Genomic DNA, 20,416 nt, shown 5'->3' with positions numbered 1-20,416 from the left:
GAACAGGGACTGCAAGCCCGAAAATTCGCGTCACCTTAACTTTGTGATGGTTTGCCTTAAGATAACAAAAAGAGCGGGCCTTATCCGAGTTTGACTGCGCCGGGAACAGGTTGTAACCCAAGCGGCGATCCCGCCCGAGGTAAGGACATTTCTGATATGCAGATGGTTATCCAAGCCGGAGCGCACTTTACCGACCACGATCGGTTGCTCGACCTGCTGCAGGCAAATTCGGCGATGGTGGCAGAAAACCATGCTGCATTCTGGGGGCTTCGCCCGTTCAGAAAGATTTTCCGGCCGGCATTGAAGCCATCGGCCGATCGCCCTTCGCACCAGGAAACCCTGGCGAGGTTTCAGAAATTAATGCCTCAGGAGCAGCAAGTCGATCGGGCGATCCTGTCGAGTGCGCTGTATCTTGGCGAGCGGGCCTCAATCATCATGGATGGGCAGTTCTATGCAAACGCAGGGCAGAGGATGGCCTATCTGGATCATCTGTTCAGCGAATCGCCGGTGGAATTGTTTGTCGGGCTGCGCAATCCGGGCAGCTTTATCCCCAAAGTGCTGATGCTGTTATCGGCGCCGGAACGCGAGCATATCATTGCCACAACCGATCTGAGCTGCCTGAGTTGGTTCTCTATGATCGAGGATATTCGCGATCTTGCGCCAGATGTCAGAATCACGTTGTGGAGCAACGAGGATTCGCCGCTGATCCTTGGAGACATTGCCCGTGCGCTTGTCGGATTGCCCGAGGACGTGCCGCTTGACCAGGAATACACGCTCCTGTCCTCGCTCGTTTCGGATTTGGGCAAGCAAGAGCTTCATGGGTTAATAGAACAGCAACGCGCGCCGAATGATCCCATCCTCAGGGGACGGCTTTCACAGCTCTTTCAGCAGCATGCGCTGACAGAAGCGATCGAGGAAGAAGTAGAGTTGCCCGGTTGGAACGAGGAAATCGTTGCGGCCTTCACCGAGCTTTATGAACAGGATCTGGCACGGCTTCAGATCATGCCAGATATCCGTTTTCTGAAACCATGAATGGCCTGCGCTACATACCCAGCGCTTCTTTATACATTTCCAACACCGCCTCTTCTTCGGCGATATCGTCCTTGTCGCGTTTGCGCAGAGCAACGACCTTGCGCATGACCTTGGTATCGTAGCCGCGGGCCTTGGCCTCGGCCATGACCTCTTTCTGCTGGTCGGCGATGTCCTTCTTTTCAGCTTCAAGACGTTCGAACCGTTCGACGAACTGGCGCAGCTCGCCTGCGGTTACTCGGTAATTGGCTGCGGCCTGATCTTCGGTGATGTCTTCCATCTACGTCTCTCCCAAGGTCTGAAAATAGAAGCCGGATACATCGCCACCAGCCCGACCGCAAGCAGGCATTCGACCCGGCAGGCTTGTCTGCCAAGCGCTGATCCGTTAAGCGCGTTCACGGGTTCAAAGGGTGAGCGTTGACAACCATGTTCGACATTATCGTCTGGGGCGGAGCCGCCCTGTCTATGGCTGGACTGATCGGCCTTGTCTGGTGCATCCTGCGCGTGATGAAAGCGCGCAAAGCGAACCTGACGGACGACGAACTGCGCGCTGCGGTTCAGGGAGTTCTGCCCTGGAACCTCGCATCGCTTTTTCTGTCGGTTCTGGGCCTGATGATGGTTATCGTCGGGATTTCGTTCGGATAACCAAACAAATCAAACCGGAATGTTGTCGAACCGCGCTTCCAGCGCCTCTTCGCACAATGCGGCGTCCAGACGCCGCAACCGCGAGGGGATCTGAACACGCTGCGCGCGCATTTTGTTCAGCACAATGCTGACACTCGGCTGCAGCGCCAGACGGGTTTCCGGACTTGCGTCATGCAGCTTTTGTTCAAGCCGTTCCACTTCGGTAAATAGATCCTGAGCAGTCATTTTGCATCCTCCCACACAGTGCCAGTCTGCCTGATATAGGTAACAATATTAAGACCAGCATGAGACCTGACTAAAACATCGCGGAATCTTGCCTGTGCGGGCAAAAAATCTGACAATGTGAGACAGGTCGCCCAATGCATACGCGCAAACTGAGCCAATTGCTTTGATAGACATCAAATCGTGATTTGGTACTTTTAACATATTCCGCTATCGCTATATGAATGAAAGCCGAACGGAGAATCCCATGACGCCCATTGTGAAAGCCTTTTTCGACACCCAGACGTTCACCGTCTCGTACGTTGTGCAGGAACCCGAGGGCCGGTCCTGCGCCATTATCGACAGTGTTCTGGATTTCGATCACGCCTCGGGACGTACCGATACCGGTTCGGCGGATCAGATCGTGGAGTACGTGACGGAAAAAGCGCTCAAGGTAGAATGGATACTGGAAAGCCATGTCCATGCCGACCATCTGTCGGCAGCTCCTTATCTGCAGGAAAAGCTGGGCGGAAAAATCGGGATCGGTGAAAATATCGTGGTCGTTCAGGACACATTCGGCAAGGTTTTCAACGAAGGTACTGAATTCCAGCGCGATGGCAGCCAATTCGATGCCCTGTTCACCGAAGGCAGCAGTTTTCACATCGGTCAGATGCGCGGCGACGTCCTGCATACGCCCGGCCACACCCCTGCCTGCATGACATACGTGATCGGCGATGCGGCCTTTGTAGGCGACACGCTGTTCATGCCGGATTTCGGCACCGCGCGTTGCGATTTTCCGGGCGGATCTTCGGAGGATCTATTTGCCTCGATCCAACGGATTTTGTCTTTACCCGATGAAACGCGGATTTTCGTGGGACATGATTATAAGGCACCCGGTCGGGACGAATATGCGTGGGAAACCACGGTGGGAGAACAGAAAGCGCTGAATGTTCATATCGGTCAGGGCCGCAGCATCGAAGAGTTTGTCGAGATGCGGGATGCCCGCGATGCAACTTTGGCAATGCCCCGCCTGATTCTTCCGTCGCTGCAGGTCAATATGCGGGCCGGTCAGATGCCCCCTGCGGATGAACAAGGCGATGTTTTCATGAAAATTCCTGTCAACAAGCTGTGAAGCAGGATCGGGAGAGGAATCGTACATGAATACCGAATGGATCTGGGGACTGACCGGAGGCCTGTTCATTGGTCTTGGCGCTGCGGTATTTCTGTTGTGCAATGGCCGGATCATGGGGGCCAGCGGCATTCTGGGCGGGCTGGTTGAGCGTAGCGACCGCAGCGCTACGGCAGAACGTCTGGCCTTTGTCGCTGGGGTGATCGGGATGCCGTTCCTGTTACGCCCACTGATCGCGCCTCAGGCGCAGACACATCTGACCCCGGATCTGGCAATCGTGATCCTTGCCGGATTGCTGGTTGGGGCAGGCACGCGGATCGCCAATGGTTGCACTTCAGGCCATGGCGTTTGCGGAATTTCCCGGTTCTCGCTGCGAGGGATCGTCGCCACGGTGTTTTACATCCTTGCAGGTGGACTGACGGTAGTCCTGTTTCGGCATGTTTTGGGGGTGATCTGATGCGTCTCGTATATGCCTTTCTCGCCGGGTCACTGTTCGGTATCGGGCTTTTGATCTCGGGCATGACTGACACCACCAAGGTGCAGGGATGGCTGGATGTGTTTGGCAATTGGGACCCGACGCTCGCCTTTGTCATGGGCGGGGCAATCCTGCCCATGCTGGTGGCCTGGCAGCTGACCCGGAACCGCACGCCGCTGGTCGGAGGCCGCTTTCCAGCACCGCCCCGCGTCGAACTGGACCGGCGGCTGATTGTCGGATCGGTTCTGTTTGGGGTCGGCTGGGGACTGGCCGGTTTGTGCCCCGGACCAGCGATGGCATCGCTGAGCTTTGGTGGCGCTGGCGGAATTGTGTTCATAGTTGCGATGATTGTCGGCATGTTTGCGGCCCCAAAGCTGGGGGCGCAACTGGACAGGATGGCCAGCGCGGCCTAAGCAATTGCCATGGAGATTCGACCTATTACCCCCCGCTATGCCGTTTCGCCCCAGATCACGGTTGAGGACGTGCCTGCCATCGCCGAGGCAGGCTTCGTCAAGGTGATCTGCAACCGCCCAAACACCGAAGTCCCACCGGATCAGCAGTCTGATGCCATCGGACAGGCCGTGCGCGATGCCGGGATGGAATATGAGGTACTGGAACTCACGCACCAGACTATGACGCCCGAGAATGTGGCGCTGCAAAAGGATTTGGCCGAAAGCTGTAGTGGCCCGGTTCTGGCGTATTGCGCGTCTGGCACACGGTGTTCGGTGGTCTGGGCACTGGGGCAATGCGACCAGCTGAGCACGGACGAAATCCTCGATGCGACTGGCAAGGCGGGCTATGAGCTTGACGGGTTGCGCCCAGCGCTTGAACAGATCCGGGGACGGGGCTGACGCCCCTACTCCGCGCCGTTGCCCTCGGGTGCAGGTAGACCGGCAAGCTGCGAAATTTCCGCAACCACGTGTTCTGAACCGATCGCCATCAGATCGTCAGGATAGGTTGAGCCAACATTCAGCGGCGTATCTTCGTTTATGATGTCATCGTCAAACGCTGAGGGTGTTTGATCATCTTCCGATGCAGGGGGCGAACTGGTCTGACTGACCAGAAATGCCTCTGGGTCTTCGGATGGGAGCATGGGTGCCGTATGATTTTCATTAATTCGAACCGCACGCATTCCGCCGCATTGCCCCAATCGACCGATCGTCGCGCGGGTGCGGTCGATTGACAGAACCTCGACGCGGTCCACCCGCGCGCCTTGCAGCGGCAGGACATCCCCGACCGACAGGTTTGACAGGGCGGTGAGCGGCACGGTCATACGGCTGATCACAGTGTTCAGTTCTACTCGCATCACGCCCGACGCCTGATCCAGACTCAGCCCCGGTTGCGCCGGGTCATCCGCGCACTCATCGAACGAATGAGGGCGATCCGGCAACAGCACCAACACCTCTGCCTGACGCGCACCACCTGCCAGTTCAACCTTCAGATCGAACATCCGATATGCCTCATCCACCAGTGCAAGGATCAGGCTGCGCCGATCCTCGGCCCGTGTGGCAAATTCGAACCCTGACAAGCTGGCCAGATCCGGCGGCGCCTCGACCAGATCGCGTGCCCGACCCAGCATATCTTCAACCAGCGGCGCAACCATTGCCGCATCGGTGTCGGTAAAAGGACGTTCGGGCGGTGGGTCGGCCGTGACCATCGCAATCGTCTGCTGCTGTACGATGGCCGACACGCATCCCGGATCGAGGCAAACTGCCGCCACACCCCCCTGATCCGAGGCGAAAAGCAGCAACAACCAACCGTCCTGTAATCGCCGCGCGATGTCGTCTTGCGCGCGTATGGCCTGTTTCGCACCTATAACCGTCAGAGCCAGCCCCAAGCCTTCACCAGCGGCGCGCGCCAATCCCAATCGCAGCGCACGCAGGATAGAATGGGGGGCGTCAGAACCGCTTTGCCCTGCAGATAGCTTTCGTGCCAGTGCTGATGTGGTCATAGCCCCATACCGCCGTTAGTCGATGCTCTGACCAAATGACTAACCCGGCGAGGGTTACGAATGTCTTTATGACGGCGCTATTGTGCGGCCTGACGATAGGCCAGCGGCAGGCTGACGCGGAAAGCCGCGCCGCCCTGACCGGGCAGATAGGTGACCTCACCGCCAAGGCGCTGCATGATCTCGCGGCAGATCGCCAGTCCCAGCCCGGCACCGCCCGCCTTGTCCGGGCCGACGCGGGCGAATTTCTCGAACACCAGTGACTGCGCCTCGGGTGGGATGCCGTCGCCATTGTCGATGAAATCAATCACCACCTGCCCGCCAACATCATGGGCGGAAATCGTCAACACCGGCTCGACTGCGTCACAGTATTTCTGGGCATTCGAAATCAGGTTGATGAACACCTGCCCCAACCGGTCCAGATCGGTGTGCAGTGGGATGCGTTCGCTGGCGCGCACCCGTCGAACGCCAATCTTGCGATCACTGCCCGCCAACGCACTTGAGACAGCGCGGTTCAACACGTCGCTCAGTGTCGCCTCACCCATGTTCAGGCTGACTTGCCCGCTTTCCAAAACGCTCAAGTCAAGCAGATCGTCGAGCAACCGTGTCAGCCGCAGCGCCTCATCGTGAATAATCGCGGCATAGCGGGTCTGCTCTTCGGCGCTTAGGCCTTCCGTGTCGCGCATGATTTCAGAAAAGGCACGGATCGAGGTCATGGGCGTCCGCAATTCATGACTGACCTGGCTGAGAAACGCGTCTTTTTGCATCGAGACCTGCGTGAGCTTGGCATTCGCTTCCCGTAGCTGTCGCGCAGTGCGACTAAGTTCAGCCGATTTCGCCTCGAGCTGGCTGGAATATTCCAGCATCTGAGCGGATTCGTCGGCCACGGCCAGCAAGTCCTCGACCGAGACAGACGCGCCACCGACGATCTGGCCAATCATTGCGTGCGCCGTTGCGGCACCAACCGAGCCGCTGAGTTCACGTTCCAGCCGTTCCAGAAACTGCGGTGTGGGTTCGGGAAGTCGTCCGGGTCGGCCATTCTGCCGCTCCGCTTCGGCCTGAAAGAACTCCTGCGCGGGTATGGTGCCCAGAATACGTTGGGTCATGATCATCAGGTCTTCGCTTTGCGCCACCGAACCGGTCCAGCCGCGCGCCGAAACCGAATGGTCGAAGACATTGACAAATTGCGCACCCTGCAGGCGTTCCAGCGGGCTTGGGAAGCTGAGCATCGAGGCGACGCAGAAAGCGATCGTGTTCAGTGATAGCGACCACATGACCGTATGCACCATCGGATCGATCCCCTCGATCCCGAACAAGGCCTGCGGGCGCAGCCACCCCCAACCGAAGGGGCCGTGTTCGATCACCGAGGCGGGGATAATGCCGCCTTCCATACCAGGCAATAACAGCGTGTAGATCCACAGGAAGAAACCGACGCTGAGCCCCACCAAGGCGCCAGTACGCGTGGCACCGCGCCAGAATAGGCCACCCACCAGCGCGGGCAGAATCTGGGAAATGCCCGCAAACGCCACCAAGCCGATTGAGGCCAGCGCTGCCCCGCCGCCCGACAGCCGGTAGTAGAAGTAGCCCAGCGCCATGATCACCGCGATCGAAACGCGCCGTGCCATCAGTACTATGGTTCGCACGTCGCCCGAGACTGATGCCGTGCCTTCCTGCGTGTTCAGCCAGATCGGCATAACCAGATGGTTCGACACCATAGTCGACAGCGCCATCGCGGTGACAATCACCATTGACGTCGCCGACGAGAACCCACCGATGAATGACAGCATCGCCAGCCAATCATTGCCCTGCGACAGCGGTACGGTCAGCACGAACAGGTCAGGATTTGACCCTTCAGGCAGCAGGTCCAGTCCGACCACGGCAATGGGCACCACGAAAAGGCTCATGAGCAGAAGATAGAGTGGGAAGGCCCAGGCAGCGGTTCGCAGGTGGCTTTCGTCATCATTCTCGACCACCATGACCTGAAACATCCTCGGTAGGCAGACAAAAGCCGCTGCCGAAAGGAAGATGAAGGTGGTCCAGCGCCCCGCATCGACATGCCACTGTCCGATCTCAGAGGCATCGATCTGATCCAGCATCGGTCCCAAGCCGCCTGCAACGCCCCAGACGACAAAGATGCCAACAGCCAGCAGGGCGAACAGCTTCACCACCGATTCCAACGCGATAGCCGTGACAACGCCGTGGTGGCGTTCGTTGGCGTCCAGATTGCGGGTGCCGAAAAGGATCGCGAAGACGGCCAAACCTGCAGCCACCCAGAATACACTGGACCCTTCACGGTATAGGCCGGTTGGATCAGCCTCGGCAAAGATCGAAAACGACAGTGTGATCGACTGCAATTGCAACGCGATATAAGGCGTGCCACCCAGCACCGCCAAAATGGTCACGCAGACCGCCAGCGTGTTGGACTTACCATAGCGCGACGAGATCAAGTCAGCGATGGAAGTGACACGCTGGCTGCGCCCGATGCGCACCAGCTTGCGCAGCCCCCACCACCAACTGACCATCACCAAGGTCGGACCAAGATAGATGGTCACGAATTCCAGCCCCGAGCGCGCGGCGTTGCCGACGGCGCCATAAAATGTCCATGCGGTGCAATAGATCGACAGCGACAGGGTGTAGATCAGCGGGGACCGCAGCCACTTGCCACCTCCGCGCGCTGCAACCCGATCAGCGGCAAAAGCCACGCTGAACAGCAGCACCACATAGCCCAGACAGACCAGAATCAGGACGTTCAGCGTTGCCATGTCTCGGCCTCAGGGTCGGCGTTTTCGCGGGCTGCCAAACGTCTGGCAGCAATTCCGAAGACCACACTGATCAGGATCAGAGCCCCCCAACAGGCAAAGATGTAAAACATAGCCGCAGAGAGCGTCAGCGGCTCGGCACCTTCGCTGTCATCCGGCCAGAGCAAGGGCAGTGCGAGCATGGCGGCCCCAAGAAACGGCAGCAGCCGCGCCGCATCTGCCAATCTGCGCCGACGATAACTTTGCCGCTCAAGAAACAGAGACGGTCGGACCGGCGAAGGCCGGTCTTTGCCGTCACCCGCAGAGCTCATGACTGGGACGCCTGCGCATGCAGGTCACGGACCGCTGTCAAAACCTCGGTATTTGAAAACGGCTTGGTCATGAAACGACTGACCCCTGCCTTTTCGGCCATTTCGCGATCGCGGGATTGACCGCGCGCGGTCAGCATCAGAACCGGCAATGCCTTCATCTGGTCATGCTCGCGCAGATCGCGCAGCACATCCATTCCGCTTTTGCCCGGCAGCATTACATCCAGAATCACCAGATCGGGTTGGGCGGACAGGATAACCTGCACCGCATCCGTGCCCTCGGCATGGGTTTCAACCTGCCACCCTTCGCGCGTCAGCAAGAAACGGATCGCCTCGGTGATATTGGGCTCATCCTCGATCAACAGAACCTTACGGCTCATATTTTCATGTCCTCCCCATGACCGGTTGCACATCCGGCCACCCGTCCAGACCAGCTTAAGCGCAGCGTCACGAAACTGTCAAAACCCTTCGCTCAAGATCGACGGCTCGCGGCGTGCGCTGCAATCGCGTCTTGGGCATATTCGACAACTGGCCCCGGCCTGCGCCACGTTTTCCGCTGGTTGAACGGTATCTTCGACCGGCAGCACCAGCATAACCGAACGGTAGACCGGCTCGGCCCCGAACGTATCGGCCGGTTGGGGCGAGGCGATGGCGAAACATTCGAACTGGGCTGCGGTTCGACCAAGTTGCACAACGCGTTTTCGGATCGGAACCAAAGGTCTGTTCAGTGCGGTAAACAAAGGCCAAAGCGGACAGGCTTCACCATGACGCGGTAATGCGAAACCGGGCGAGGGCTTGTAGAACAGAACGCTGCCCGAGGCGTCGCAGATCACCAGCCCTGCCGTACGTGCAAGCGTTCCTTCGGGCAGAAAGGCGAGCCGCCGAAACACCGTGGCCAGATCCACCGAAAATGCCGCCGCAAGCGCGAGGGGGTCGGGATCTGCCGCATCAAGCGCGGCGCAGATCTGATCCAGCGGCATGGCCCGCGCGTCGGCTGCGTATAGATTCAGCAATTCCGAAGCCACAGTGTTAGCTGCTGCCGACCCGAGCTCAGCCAGGGGCACTTCGGTCGGTTGCCCCCCGGCTTCGAGTTCCGGAAAATGATATCCCTGTTCGGCAAAAAACGCCTCGACCGCATCCAAAGGGATGCCACGCAGATCACGTTGCCCATCACTGTCATCCAGATAGGTCACAAGCGCCTTGGAACTTTCTGCCAGGCGTTCTGCATCCTGATGCAGGTTGCGATGGAAACGATCGCGCCATTCAGCCTCAATCTCTCCCGGCTCGGCCAGAATCGCGGCGGTCGAGCGGATGGCGGCGGCGGTCGACAGCACCTCGTGCATCGAAGCTGCCAGATGAGGGTCATGTGTCAGCCGGTCTGACATGATTTCCACGGTACGCTCCAACGACACCACGCGGCGGTGCATTTGCGCCAGAACACCGGACCAGCCGGGAAAGCGCCCGGCAAATTCTTCGAGCCCGTCCACCTCGGCCTTTTGGCCCACCGCATCCGCCGCAGCCTCGCGCAGGGCTGAGATGAGCGTCTCTTCGATCCCCTGCGTCAGCAAAGACGGCTCGACCGACAACGCCGTCGCGATATCAACCAGCAGCTTGCCCCCGATACGACGGCGATTGTGTTCGATCAGGTTCAGATAAGACGCTGAAATCCCAACCTGCCGCGCCAACTCGGCCTGACGCATCCCGGAAATTTGCCGCCTTTCACGTATTCGGCTTCCGGTCAGGGTGTCTCGCATCGCTTCTAGATCCGTACTTGCGGTACATTTATTTGCAGATTAATTAAATGATCTTAGCTTATTAACGATTAATTTTCAAAGAAGATTAACAACCTTAACAGTGCCAAGGGAAAGAAACCCTTTCTTTCCTGCCGCCCACCCTTCTCTTTCAGCACAATACCCGTCACCATAGGTATATGAGTGATACCGCCTTCGAATATGCACCCATCGGGCTTGTCGAGCTGGAAAACCGGATCATTCGCCGTTGCAATCTTCAGTTCGCGCGGACCTTCGGCGGGGACGAAGCCGACTATCGCAACATGCCTTTGCTGCATCTTTATCCATCGGTGGCCGACTGGGAACGGATTGGCGCGCGCAGTCTGCAGGTGATGCGCGACACCGGGTATTACACCGACGAACGGGTCATGCGGCGGCGCGACGGAGATCTGTTCTGGTGCCGTGCACGGGGCCGGTCGCTAACGCCAGACGACCCGTTTCGTCACGGAATCTGGAGTTTTTCAGACATCTCGGAGGAACGCCCGCTGGTAGAACTGACGACCCGCGAACGAGAGGTCGCAATCCTGTCCTGTCGGGGGTTATCTGCGAAGGAAATCGGCGCCGAACTGGGGCTAAGTTACCGCACGATCGAAGCCTACCGCGCCCGCTTGTTAGAGAAATACGGCGCCCGTAAACTGCCAGAACTGGTGGCGAAATTGTCGGGAACGCCGCTGTAATCGCACCGGCACTCGAAATTGACGCTAAAACCCCCATTTATCAGGTTCAGTCGACGCTTTTCATGGACGTCGGCATAGCTTATAACGCTGCGTAATCAGACCAAGCCCGCAGGGAACAGACGGGCCATAGGGGAACCTTCGAGGACACTCATGACAGATACCAAACACGAAGCGGATGTCGCGTTTATCAAGGCACTGGCGGAATTGCTGCGCGAAAATGATCTGACCGAACTGCAGGTCAAGCGGGACTATGGCGATGACGACAGCCTGAATGTCCGTGTGAGCCGCATGTCGCAGACTGTAGCTCCGGTTCAGGTTGCGGTTCCTACGGCTGCGCCAGCAGCACCCGCGCCTGTCGCCGCCCCTGCTGCGGCCGAAGCCCCTGCCGCCGCGGACGATCCTGCCAGCCACCCTGGTGCCGTCACCTCGCCCATGGTTGGAACTGTCTACATGCAGCCCGAACCAGGTGCGCCGTCGTTCATCACGGTTGGTGCTTCGATATCCGAAGGCGACACGTTGTTGATCGTCGAGGCGATGAAAACCATGAACCACATCCACGCACCCAAATCAGGCACCATCAAGCGCATTCTGGTCGGCGATGGCGACGCTGTGGAATTCGGCACGCCTCTGGTCATTGTTGAGTAAGGCGGGCACATGTTCGACAAAATCCTGATTGCCAACCGAGGCGAGATCGCCCTGCGTGTGATCCGTGCCGCGCGCGAGATGGGCGTCAAGACGGTTGCTGTCCATTCCACCGCTGACAGCGACGCGATGCACGTGCGCATGGCGGACGAATCGGTGTGCATCGGCCCTCCGCCCAGCCCGCAGAGCTATCTGTCTGTGCCCGCGATCATTTCGGCCTGTGAAATCACCGGCGCGCAGGCGATCCATCCCGGCTATGGCTTCTTGTCCGAGAATGCCGAGTTCGTGCAGATCGTCGAAGATCACGGCATCACGTTCATCGGCCCCACCGCCGAGCATATCCGCGTGATGGGGGACAAGATCACTGCCAAGGACACGATGAGGGAACTGGGTGTCCCTTGCGTTCCCGGCTCCGACGGCGGTGTTCCCACGCTGGCCGACGCCAAGCGCATCGGTGAAGAGTTCGGCTATCCGGTCATCATCAAAGCCACTGCTGGTGGCGGTGGTCGCGGCATGAAAGTCGCGATGAGCGCCGATGAAATGGAAAGCGCATTCATGACTGCGCGGGCTGAAGGCAAAGCTGCCTTTGGCAATGACGAAGTCTATATCGAGAAATACCTCACGACCCCGCGCCACATCGAGATTCAGGTCTTTGGTGACGGCAAAGGCAAGGCGGTTCATCTGGGCGAGCGTGACTGTTCGCTACAGCGTCGCCACCAGAAGGTGTTTGAAGAGGCCCCCGGCCCCTGCATCACCCAGGAAGAACGCGCAAGGATCGGTAAGGTCTGTGCCGACGCGGTCGCCAAGATCAACTATATCGGCGCGGGCACTATCGAGTTCCTGTATGAAAACGGTGAGTTCTATTTCATCGAAATGAACACCCGCCTGCAGGTCGAACACCCGGTAACCGAGGGCATCTTTGGCGTCGATCTGGTGCGCGAGCAAATTCTTGTCGCGGCAGGTGAGCCGATGTCGTTCGGTCAGGACGACCTTGAGATCAACGGCCACGCCATCGAGGTCCGGATCAACGCTGAGAAACTGCCCAACTTCTCACCCTGCCCGGGTAAGATCACAGCCTATCACGCGCCGGGCGGTCTGGGTGTACGGATGGATTCGGCGCTCTATGACGGGTACTCGATCCCGCCTTACTACGACTCGCTGATCGGCAAGCTGATTGTTCAGGGCCGAGACCGGGATGAGGCGCTGGCCCGTCTGAACCGCGCACTAGGTGAGTTGATCGTCGACGGCATCGACACAACCGTGCCGCTGTTCCACGCCTTGCTGCAAGAGCCCGACATCCACAGCGGAGACTACAATATCCACTGGCTGGAGAAATGGCTTGCGGAGAACATGGCCGAATAAGAACAAGGGGTTGGAAGGTCACTGCCTTTCAACCCCAGGGCATCCGGCATGAGTCTTTCCCCCGAACTTTTGCTGCATGGCTATTCTATCGGTATTTTTCCGATGGCTGAACACCGTGACGACCTCGAACTTTTCTGGGTCGATCCAAAGTTCCGGGGTATTTTCCCACTGGATGGATTTCATATCTCTCGCAGCTTGGCGCGGCGGATCCGAACCTGTGGATATACAGTCAGCATCGATCAAGACTTCGTGGGCGTGGTCGATGGCTGCGCCGACCGGGCGGATACCTGGATCAATCCCGAATTACGTCGTCTTTATCAGGACCTGCATCGCGCCGACCGGGCGCACTCGCTTGAGGTTTGGGATGGCCCCTCGCTGATCGGCGGCGTCTATGGCGTGGTTCTGGGGTCTGCCTTTTTCGGAGAAAGCATGTTCTCACGGCGCACAGACGCGTCGAAGATCGCCCTAGCTTATCTGGTCGACCGGTTGCGTCAAACCGGATTTACGCTGTTTGATACGCAATTCCTGACCGCACATCTGGCCTCAATGGGTGCAATCGAAATCCGGCGGGCCGCCTATCATGGTGAGTTGAGACAGGCGCTTGAACTGAGCGCAGATTTCACCGCGGACCTGAAACAGACCCCTCAGGGTGTCATACAACGGATCACCCAGACATCGTAACGCGCGTGATCCAGCGCATTCAGCGCGGGGGAAGTCGCGATCATCCAGCCATCAAACAGTTGCTGCGCCTTGCCCTGCTCCCAGATGGTTAGGTAGGCAAACGCATCACCCGTTGGATTCTCGGCCGGATACCGGCAGTCACCCAGAGCGACATCCAATCCGAACACCGTCACCGTCTGTCCGTTCTGCACCTCGATATCCACGGTCTGCCCGTTGACTTTATCGAGCCCACGCAACATGGCTCCGAGGCCGGATTCGGCCTTTTGCTGTGCCGCGGCTCCGGTCGCCGTGACCAACAAAGCCACAAGGGCCGCGCGTATCATTCGCTGCCGTCCCCAGCCACGAACTTGACCAGCAACGAGATCAGGCTGACCGCACCCTGTGTATCCTCGATCTCATCACCTGCCTCAAAATAAAACGGAGACCCGCCGGGCATAACCTCAACAAAGTTGCCCCCCAGCAGCCCTTCGGAAGAAATCACAACCGCACTGTCATCCGGGATGAGAATTCCATCGGCCACAGAAAACTGGGTATCTGCGCGGTAGGTGTCAGAATTCAAGGTAACACCCGTCACCGTTCCGATTTTTACGCCCGCAAGCCGCACATCTGTGCCAACCCCAACGCCTTCCAGCGAACGGAAGGACGCGCCCAACTCGTATCCTGCTTTGGACTGAGATAATCCGGTGGATTGGCTGGCGTAGACGCCAAACGCAATGGCGCAAGCCAGCACGGCACCGCCGACGATAACTTCGGTTTTTGTATGATTTGACATCTATGTTTCGCCTATTCCGGGGTCCAGGCCTCGTAGTCCGAGCGTTCGACCGGATCGGCACGACGCAGAGACCCAGCCGGTGCATAGGCAAGCGCGGTTCCGGTCAGGTTCTCTTGGTGTGGTTTTTCCCAGGATTTGTGGGCCAGAGGTTTCTCAGTCGGCGGCTCATCCCATGTGCGATGCAGCCAGCCGTGCCAGTCGGGGTCGATCCGGCTGGCCTCGGCCTCGCCATTGAAGATCACCCAACGCCTGCTGTCATCGGCGGTGCGATAGAACACGTTACCTTCGTCGTCTTCCCCGACCTTTACACCTTTGCGCGAGGTGTAGATCTGCGTATTCAGGGTGGCTCCGTTCCACCAGGTCACGGCCCGCAAAAGACTGTTCAGGATTCCCATCGTCTGCCTCCGGCATTTCTGTCCCCGAAGATATGGACCAAAGGCACGCCAAGGTCCAGTACCGCAAGCCCTGCTTGCGTCATTCCGGCAAGATAGCAGTAACTTCGATTTCGATACGGTACTTCGGATCAATCAAACCGCATTCAATCATAGTCGCAGCAGGCGGATTGGCCCCGAAGGTCTCGGCAAGCAAAGGCCAACAAGGCGCGAACTCCGTTCGATCCGGCAGCATATAAGTTACACGCACCACATCCGAAAATGAGGCCCCGGCCTCAGTCAGTGCAGCCTCGATGATACCAAGTGCCGAACGGCATTGTTCGAGCACAGTTTCGCCCTGTCCAACCGTTCCGGCGACATGAACCCAGCCTCCGGCAACAACGGCACGGCAATAACCGGCCTTGGCCTCAAATTCACCACCCGACGGCAAGCGCTTGATTGTCATTGTGCCCCTCTCACAAACCAATTTTCCTTTTCGCGTGAACACACAACTTGCGAGGCTCTGCCTCGCGCTCCGAGGTACTTTTAGCCAGATGAAGACCGGATCCCCTGCTTCATCTGGCTCTAAATATCTCGGGGGAGTCGCGGCTCGCCGCGGCGGGGGCCGCGCCCCCTCCTCACATCTTCGGAAGCGATCCGATTAAGTTGAGAACCTGTTTAGCCTGCAGACGCTGACTCTGCCGGGTCCGCATAGATGATCAATGGCTGAGACTCTGACATCACGGCCTCTTCATTGACCACCACTTCGGTCACGTTCTTCATGCCCGGCAGTTCAAACATTGTATCCAGCAAGATGTCTTCGAGGATCGAGCGCAGGCCACGCGCACCGGTCTTACGTTCGATCGCCTTCTTGGCGATCGCCTTCAGCGCATCGTCAGTAAAGGCAAGCTCTGCATCTTCCAGCTCGAACAGGCGCTGGTATTGCTTGACCAGAGCGTTCTTCGGACTTGTCAGGATGGTGACCAGAGCATCTTCGTCCAGATCTTCGAGCGTCGCCAATACCGGCAGGCGACCGACAAATTCCGGGATCAGGCCGAACTTCAGCAGGTCCTCAGGCTCAAGGTCCTTGAATATCTCACCCACGCCGCGATCATCGTTGTCCCGAACATCGGCCCCAAAGCCCATCGCCGAACCCTTGCCGCGCTGTGCAATGATCTTGTCGAGGCCTGCAAATGCGCCACCACAGATAAACAGGATATTCGTGGTATCCACTTGCAGGAACTCTTGCTGTGGATGCTTGCGACCACCCTGTGGCGGCACGGAGGCCACGGTGCCTTCCATCAGTTTCAGCAGTGCCTGTTGCACACCCTCGCCCGAGACGTCGCGGGTGATCGAGGGGTTCTCAGACTTCCGCGTAATCTTGTCGACCTCGTCGATATAGACGATGCCGCGCTGCGCACGCTCGACGTTGTATTCACTGGACTGCAACAGTTTAAGGATGATGTTCTCGACATCCTCTCCTACATAACCGGCTTCGGTCAGCGTGGTCGCATCAGCCATTGTAAACGGCACGTCCAGAATTCGTGCCAGTGTTTGCGCCAGCAAGGTTTTACCGCAACCCGTCGGCCCAATCAGCAGAATGTTGGACTTCGCAAGCTCGATATCGCTGCCCGCTTTCTGGGCGTGATTCAAACGCTTGTAGTGGTTGTGCACCGCAACCGACAGAACCCGCTTGGCGGTGGCCTGGCCGATCACGTAATCGTCCAAAACCTCGCAGATATCCTTGGGCGTCGGCACACCGTCCGAGGATTTCAGGCCGCTGGCCTTGGTCTCTTCACGGATGATGTCCATGCAGAGTTCGACACATTCGTCGCAGATGAACACGGTCGGGCCTGCGATCAGCTTACGCACCTCATGCTGGCTTTTGCCGCAAAAGCTGCAGTAGAGCGTGTTCTTGCCGTCTCCGCCTGAATTCGTCGCCATGCTTTACCCCTCGGGCTCCGTCTCAGCAGCCCCTCTCAGGGCCGCGCTTGCCGTATCTGCCTGCAGCTTAGGCCAGCGTTCTGGCAGCTACAATCTCAAAATCAATCCTCACGCCAGACGCGCGCGGATTTGAACCTAGGCTTCCTCACCATCCATTTTGGCGCGGTTCTCGACGATCTCGTCGATATGACCCCAATCCTTGGCTTCTTCCGGGCTCATGAAATTGTCGCGATCCAGCGCCTTTTCAACCGCCTTTTTGGTCTGCCCGGTATGACGCACATAGATGTCATACAAGCGATCTTTCAGTTTCTGAGTCTCGGCCGCGTGGATCATGATGTCGCTTGCTTGACCCTGATATCCACCGCTGGGCTGGTGCACCATGATCCGGCTGTTGGGCAGCGAAAAGCGCATCCCTTTCTCGCCCCCGGCCAGCAATACCGACCCCATCGAGGCCGCCTGACCGATCACCAATGTGGAACATTTCGGCTTGATGTACTGCATTGTGTCGTAAATCGACAAACCGCTGGTTACCACACCGCCGGGCGAATTGATGTAGATCGAGATTTCTTTGTTCGGATTGTCCGCCTCAAGATGCAACAGCTGAGCGACGACCAGATGGCTCATCCCGTCATGGATCGGGCCATTGATGAAAATGATCCGTTCTTTCAAAAGGCGCGAAAAGATATCGTACGCGCGTTCGCCCCGGCTGGTCTGCTCGACGACCATGGGGACGAGAGTGTTCATATATGTGTCAACTGGATCGAACATGTGGAACCTGCCTGCTTTGCGATGGATCGGGACATTACCCGAAGAAGAGTTACCCGAGTCTTAGTGCTGCCACAGGGGGGCTGCAAGGGGGGCTGCGTGTTCCAATGAATTCCGTCGATTTGACGGCCACCAGTTCGCCTTCCTGCGCGAGGTTTTGTCTGGGTGGGTTGATGCCGCGTTCATCACATCACGCTATTTTGATCCGTGCATATGGAAATTGATGCCTAGAAATTGTACCACAGGCACTCTCAGCGAAGTCGCATAAGACGATCCCGATCTCGGGCAATAGCAATTAAGGAAAAAGATCATGGCTCTTCCGCAGATGACCGAAGAAATGTCGCCGGCCGAACTTGACCGGATGGTCGAGAACGCCACACAGGCGTCGAATTTTCTAAAGGCCATCAGCCACGAAGGGCGCTTGATGATCCTGTGCCACCTTGTTTCCGGTGAGAAATCGGTGACCGAGCTGGAACGACTGCTATCCGCCCGACAGGCGGCCGTGTCCCAGCAGCTGTCACGCCTCAGACTTGAAGGGCTGGTTGTGCCTCGGCGGGACGGTAAGACAATTTACTACAGATTGGCGGATGAACGGCCTGCGCGGATACTTGAAGTGGTTTACGAGCTGTTCTGCAGCCAGAAACCAAGCTAACGCCCCGGTCACCCCATCTTAACAGGTTGTTATCGAACTTTTCCCGACCGGCTCAGCCTGCGATCTCGGGCGAACAAGTGCCAGGCCGGGATCGTGAACGATGTCTCCCGGATGTCCCTACAAAAGCTGTAGCTCTGCCCCCCAAAAGCTGCTAACCAATTCGAAACAAGCACTAATGGAGTAACCGATGATCCGCGCAATTCTGATTGGCCTCGCCCTGTTCACACTGACCGCTTGCGAAACCGCAAAAGGGGCTGGCAAAGACATCGAAAAGGCTGGCGAAGCCGTCCAAGGTGCCGTTGAGGATGTTCAGGAAAACATCTGATTGTGAGCGGATGTTGCGCATTGGCAACGTCCATCCGCAATATGTAGTTGTCACAGCCATTCGACAAGAGTAGTGTTGGCGGCACAGGTGCATAGACGCGGCATTGCATTTCTGACACTTTTACGGGGTTCTTTTGCGCAAGCGAAAGAACCCCGTTCTAGTTCGGAGAGTGGTGCGTGGTAGCCTGTATGAACCTAAGGTTCTGAAATAGGAAAAGGCGTCAGGTGCTCAGACGCGGTCTTTGCATGCATCCTTGCGGACACTCCTGACGCCTTGCCGGTTCGATCCGCCCGAGGGGCGTTCCGATCCAGTTGCCTCTGCCCCCGAAGAGGCATTGGCGACTGCCACACGCGCTATGTCGCGTCGCAGCCCGCTCAGACCTTCTGAGAGGCTGACCATCTAAGCCGAACCGAAGTCCAGATCATCTGATCCACCACCGGTAAGCCATTGCAACTTGGGACAAATCCTAAAATCCGCCTTCGCCGCCGTGGCCCCCTTGGCCCTTGCATCCCGCCCCTGTTCCGAAGATCAGAAGCAGTAACCAGACTGTTACATCAGCGCCCTGATCCGGCAAGAAAATAGCACTGCAGCATAAAATTTATCCGGGGATAAACTGTTGATATCCGCTGGGAGAGTCATGTGGATAACTCGAGAATTCGCGTCATCGCGGAGGCTTGGGGGCGGAAAAAATCTAACATGGATCACAGGCCAGATTCCGCTGGATTTCTGCACCTGCGAAGGCCCCGCACGCTGTGTTAGGGGTGAATTGTCCGAGTTGTACAACACTCAGCCCCCTAATCCTTCGAATCGTACAACCGGAGATTCGCCCATGCGCCTGACCATCTCTCAAGCCCGCGCCCGTCTGGGAGAGCTGGCGACCCTCTCGCAAGACCCGCGTCAGGTGATTGTTCTGACCCGCTATGGCAAACCGATCGCCGCGCTGGTGTCGATGGCCGAGGCCGAGCGAATCTGGCACCTGCAGGATGATGACCGGATCGGACGAAAACACTCGCTCAGCGGGCTGCGCGGGTGGTGGTCGAAGGCGCGTGGAATTCCGGGGATGGAACCTGGGCCGGACGGCAGTTACCTCACCGCGCGTGACGCCGCGCTGAAGGTTCGCGAGATCCAGATGACCCGAGCTGAGGAACGCCGCATTCTCAAACGCGGTGGTCTGGACCCTGTCGCGGGCGGCGAAATCGCCGCCCGGCCCGTCGCCTCCCTGTGGAGACGCGTGTTCATGAGAAGCGCTCCGACCCGAGCGGGGTAACCTACTACTCCTTGCCGCAGTCACAACATGAGCGGCAATCGTACCCCCTTAACCTCCCCGCTTGGGTCAGAGACGCTTCAGTTCACCTGACGTTCCAGAACGGTGCTGTAGGTCGTTCCGTTTCGCAGGCTACGGAAATCGGCAAATATCTTGCCATCTTCGTACCGCGCATCGATCAACGCGTTTGCGCCGATCACCAGCGGGGAAGTCTCGATCATGCCAATGGCGCCCGAGCCATCGAGGCTGATGGTTCCGGTGGCTTCGTATTCATTCCAAACGGTATCGCCCGCGCGACGCCACTTGCTGGGTCCCCAGAAGACATTGTCTTCCTGCATTTGTACGTCCAGCAACCATTCGGCCTGATTAAAGCGGGGCTGATCACCTTTGTAATAGTGGCTGGGTTGAACAGTCGTATACGTCCCCAACCATGTTCCGCGCAGGTCCGGCGTGGTGTCGGCAAAGGCAGCGGTTCCGAGGGCTAAGCTCGTGGCCAGAGCGGCTGCTCCGGCAGTCATATATCTGGTCATGGGATCTCCTCCTGAATGCGACCTTTTGGAGTTCAAAAGCGAACATCTTGCTGTGGCATACAGATTGGGAGGAGCCCCTCTGGTTGCAACTAACCTAAGGGAAACTTCATAAACCGGTAATGTTTGAGTCAAGTATCGGCCAGCGCG

27 protein-coding genes are annotated in these 20,416 nt (G+C 58.0%); 13 read left to right on the top strand and 14 right to left on the bottom strand.

Annotated features, from left to right (window positions below):
• Nucleotides 1–156 precede the first annotated feature (156 nt).
• Nucleotides 157–1,032, top strand: a complete 876-nt coding sequence (locus tag Q1B46_RS03930) for a hypothetical protein (RefSeq protein WP_299944910.1) — start codon at nucleotides 157–159, stop codon at nucleotides 1,030–1,032.
• A 10-nt stretch (nucleotides 1,033–1,042) separates the two neighbouring features.
• Here the strand turns inward: Q1B46_RS03930 and Q1B46_RS03925 are convergent, their stop codons facing one another.
• The gene (locus Q1B46_RS03925) at nucleotides 1,043–1,309 is read right to left on the bottom strand and encodes a DUF2312 domain-containing protein (RefSeq protein ID WP_170397751.1); all 267 of its coding nucleotides are present in this window, start codon (nucleotides 1,307–1,309) and stop codon (nucleotides 1,043–1,045) included.
• 146 nt (nucleotides 1,310–1,455) lie between these two features.
• Between Q1B46_RS03925 and Q1B46_RS03920 the strand changes: the two genes are divergently transcribed.
• Nucleotides 1,456–1,674 (top strand): hypothetical protein, encoded by a 219-nt coding sequence (locus Q1B46_RS03920; RefSeq protein ID WP_299944907.1) that lies wholly within the window; start codon nucleotides 1,456–1,458, stop codon nucleotides 1,672–1,674.
• A 9-nt stretch (nucleotides 1,675–1,683) separates the two neighbouring features.
• On the opposite strand, the gene Q1B46_RS03915 is transcribed toward Q1B46_RS03920, so the two are convergent.
• Nucleotides 1,684–1,899 (bottom strand): hypothetical protein, encoded by a 216-nt coding sequence (locus tag Q1B46_RS03915; RefSeq protein ID WP_299944905.1) that lies wholly within the window; start codon nucleotides 1,897–1,899, stop codon nucleotides 1,684–1,686.
• Between the two features lie 244 nt (nucleotides 1,900–2,143).
• On the opposite strand from Q1B46_RS03915, the gene Q1B46_RS03910 reads away from it, so the two are divergent.
• Genes Q1B46_RS03910 through Q1B46_RS03895 form a run of 4 tightly spaced genes read left to right on the top strand, consistent with a single transcriptional unit; the run spans nucleotide 2,144 to nucleotide 4,330 of the window.
• The gene (locus Q1B46_RS03910) at nucleotides 2,144–3,007 is read left to right on the top strand and encodes an MBL fold metallo-hydrolase (RefSeq protein WP_299944903.1); all 864 of its coding nucleotides are present in this window, start codon (nucleotides 2,144–2,146) and stop codon (nucleotides 3,005–3,007) included.
• A gap of 25 nt (nucleotides 3,008–3,032) precedes the next feature.
• Entirely contained in the window at nucleotides 3,033–3,461 is a 429-nt protein-coding gene (locus Q1B46_RS03905; protein ID WP_299944901.1) for a YeeE/YedE thiosulfate transporter family protein, read from the top strand.
• Nucleotides 3,461–3,892, top strand: a complete 432-nt coding sequence (locus tag Q1B46_RS03900; RefSeq protein WP_299944899.1) for a DUF6691 family protein — start codon at nucleotides 3,461–3,463, stop codon at nucleotides 3,890–3,892. The genes Q1B46_RS03905 and Q1B46_RS03900 overlap by 1 nt, the downstream gene beginning before the upstream one ends.
• Before the next feature lie 9 nt (nucleotides 3,893–3,901).
• Entirely contained in the window at nucleotides 3,902–4,330 is a 429-nt protein-coding gene (locus Q1B46_RS03895; RefSeq protein WP_299666185.1) for a TIGR01244 family sulfur transferase, read from the top strand.
• Nucleotides 4,331–4,335: 5 nt separating this feature from the next.
• Here the strand turns inward: Q1B46_RS03895 and Q1B46_RS03890 are convergent, their stop codons facing one another.
• The 5 genes from Q1B46_RS03890 to Q1B46_RS03870 form a co-directional block, all read right to left on the bottom strand.
• Nucleotides 4,336–5,430 carry a FliM/FliN family flagellar motor C-terminal domain-containing protein gene (locus tag Q1B46_RS03890; RefSeq protein WP_299944897.1) on the bottom strand — a complete coding sequence of 365 codons (1,095 nt, stop codon included), beginning with the start codon at nucleotides 5,428–5,430 and terminating at the stop codon, nucleotides 4,336–4,338.
• 77 nt (nucleotides 5,431–5,507) lie between these two features.
• A complete protein-coding gene (locus Q1B46_RS03885) occupies nucleotides 5,508–8,189 on the bottom strand; it encodes an ATP-binding protein (RefSeq protein ID WP_299944894.1) in 2,682 nt (893 codons plus the stop codon).
• Entirely contained in the window at nucleotides 8,177–8,497 is a 321-nt protein-coding gene (locus Q1B46_RS03880; protein ID WP_299944892.1) for a hypothetical protein, read from the bottom strand. Before Q1B46_RS03880 ends, Q1B46_RS03885 begins: the two co-directional genes overlap by 13 nt.
• Nucleotides 8,494–8,874, bottom strand: coding sequence for a response regulator (locus Q1B46_RS03875; RefSeq protein ID WP_299666196.1), 381 nt, complete (start codon nucleotides 8,872–8,874; stop codon nucleotides 8,494–8,496). The genes Q1B46_RS03880 and Q1B46_RS03875 overlap by 4 nt, the downstream gene beginning before the upstream one ends.
• 78 nt (nucleotides 8,875–8,952) lie before the next feature.
• On the bottom strand, nucleotides 8,953–10,248 hold the full coding sequence (locus Q1B46_RS03870; RefSeq protein ID WP_299944890.1) for a short-chain fatty acyl-CoA regulator family protein: 1,296 nt from the start codon (nucleotides 10,246–10,248) through the stop codon (nucleotides 8,953–8,955).
• A 176-nt stretch (nucleotides 10,249–10,424) separates the two neighbouring features.
• Here Q1B46_RS03870 and Q1B46_RS03865 point away from each other — a divergent pair, with 176 nt between their 5' ends.
• The 4 genes from Q1B46_RS03865 (at nucleotide 10,425) to aat (ending at nucleotide 13,646) form a co-directional block, all read left to right on the top strand.
• Nucleotides 10,425–10,961: a LuxR C-terminal-related transcriptional regulator gene (locus tag Q1B46_RS03865; RefSeq protein ID WP_299944888.1), complete on the top strand. Its 537-nt coding sequence runs from the start codon at nucleotides 10,425–10,427 to the stop codon at nucleotides 10,959–10,961.
• A 150-nt stretch (nucleotides 10,962–11,111) separates the two neighbouring features.
• A complete protein-coding gene (gene accB, locus Q1B46_RS03860; protein WP_299666205.1) occupies nucleotides 11,112–11,606 on the top strand; it encodes an acetyl-CoA carboxylase biotin carboxyl carrier protein in 495 nt (164 codons plus the stop codon).
• 9 nt (nucleotides 11,607–11,615) lie between these two features.
• Nucleotides 11,616–12,965, top strand: a complete 1,350-nt coding sequence (accC, locus tag Q1B46_RS03855) for an acetyl-CoA carboxylase biotin carboxylase subunit (RefSeq protein WP_299944885.1) — start codon at nucleotides 11,616–11,618, stop codon at nucleotides 12,963–12,965.
• Between the two features lie 48 nt (nucleotides 12,966–13,013).
• Nucleotides 13,014–13,646: a leucyl/phenylalanyl-tRNA--protein transferase gene (aat, locus tag Q1B46_RS03850; protein ID WP_299944883.1), complete on the top strand. Its 633-nt coding sequence runs from the start codon at nucleotides 13,014–13,016 to the stop codon at nucleotides 13,644–13,646.
• Here aat and Q1B46_RS03845 read toward each other — a convergent pair.
• The 6 genes from Q1B46_RS03845 to Q1B46_RS03820 all read right to left on the bottom strand — a co-directional run bounded on the left by Q1B46_RS03845 (nucleotide 13,610) and on the right by Q1B46_RS03820 (nucleotide 17,501).
• Complete coding sequence (locus tag Q1B46_RS03845; RefSeq protein ID WP_299944881.1) at nucleotides 13,610–13,969, bottom strand: DUF2155 domain-containing protein; 360 nt, start codon at nucleotides 13,967–13,969, stop codon at nucleotides 13,610–13,612. The genes aat and Q1B46_RS03845 overlap by 37 nt on opposite strands.
• Complete coding sequence (gene mlaD, locus Q1B46_RS03840; RefSeq protein WP_299666215.1) at nucleotides 13,966–14,418, bottom strand: outer membrane lipid asymmetry maintenance protein MlaD; 453 nt, start codon at nucleotides 14,416–14,418, stop codon at nucleotides 13,966–13,968. Before mlaD ends, Q1B46_RS03845 begins: the two co-directional genes overlap by 4 nt.
• Before the next feature lie 11 nt (nucleotides 14,419–14,429).
• Nucleotides 14,430–14,813: an NADH:ubiquinone oxidoreductase subunit NDUFA12 gene (locus Q1B46_RS03835; RefSeq protein WP_299944879.1), complete on the bottom strand. Its 384-nt coding sequence runs from the start codon at nucleotides 14,811–14,813 to the stop codon at nucleotides 14,430–14,432.
• Between the two features lie 79 nt (nucleotides 14,814–14,892).
• The gene (locus Q1B46_RS03830; RefSeq protein ID WP_299944877.1) at nucleotides 14,893–15,255 is read right to left on the bottom strand and encodes a RidA family protein; all 363 of its coding nucleotides are present in this window, start codon (nucleotides 15,253–15,255) and stop codon (nucleotides 14,893–14,895) included.
• A 212-nt stretch (nucleotides 15,256–15,467) separates the two neighbouring features.
• Nucleotides 15,468–16,733, bottom strand: a complete 1,266-nt coding sequence (gene clpX / locus Q1B46_RS03825) for an ATP-dependent Clp protease ATP-binding subunit ClpX (RefSeq protein ID WP_299666224.1) — start codon at nucleotides 16,731–16,733, stop codon at nucleotides 15,468–15,470.
• Nucleotides 16,734–16,868: 135 nt separating this feature from the next.
• A complete protein-coding gene (locus Q1B46_RS03820; protein ID WP_299666227.1) occupies nucleotides 16,869–17,501 on the bottom strand; it encodes an ATP-dependent Clp protease proteolytic subunit in 633 nt (210 codons plus the stop codon).
• Nucleotides 17,502–17,808: 307 nt separating this feature from the next.
• On the opposite strand from Q1B46_RS03820, the gene Q1B46_RS03815 reads away from it, so the two are divergent.
• From Q1B46_RS03815 to Q1B46_RS03805, 3 genes are all read left to right on the top strand, one after another.
• Nucleotides 17,809–18,150 (top strand): metalloregulator ArsR/SmtB family transcription factor, encoded by a 342-nt coding sequence (locus tag Q1B46_RS03815; RefSeq protein ID WP_299666230.1) that lies wholly within the window; start codon nucleotides 17,809–17,811, stop codon nucleotides 18,148–18,150.
• 187 nt (nucleotides 18,151–18,337) lie between these two features.
• Complete coding sequence (locus tag Q1B46_RS03810; protein ID WP_299944874.1) at nucleotides 18,338–18,475, top strand: entericidin A/B family lipoprotein; 138 nt, start codon at nucleotides 18,338–18,340, stop codon at nucleotides 18,473–18,475.
• Between the two features lie 829 nt (nucleotides 18,476–19,304).
• Nucleotides 19,305–19,742, top strand: coding sequence for a hypothetical protein (locus Q1B46_RS03805; RefSeq protein WP_299944872.1), 438 nt, complete (start codon nucleotides 19,305–19,307; stop codon nucleotides 19,740–19,742).
• Between the two features lie 77 nt (nucleotides 19,743–19,819).
• Here the strand turns inward: Q1B46_RS03805 and Q1B46_RS03800 are convergent, their stop codons facing one another.
• Nucleotides 19,820–20,269, bottom strand: coding sequence for a hypothetical protein (locus tag Q1B46_RS03800; RefSeq protein ID WP_299666239.1), 450 nt, complete (start codon nucleotides 20,267–20,269; stop codon nucleotides 19,820–19,822).
• Nucleotides 20,270–20,416 lie beyond the last annotated feature (147 nt).

This window comes from uncultured Ruegeria sp. (assembly GCF_947500045.1).
Classification (GTDB): domain Bacteria; phylum Pseudomonadota; class Alphaproteobacteria; order Rhodobacterales; family Rhodobacteraceae; genus Ruegeria.
The sequence above is the reverse complement of the archived record's forward strand: the minus strand, read 5'-3'. Positions and strand labels throughout refer to the sequence as shown.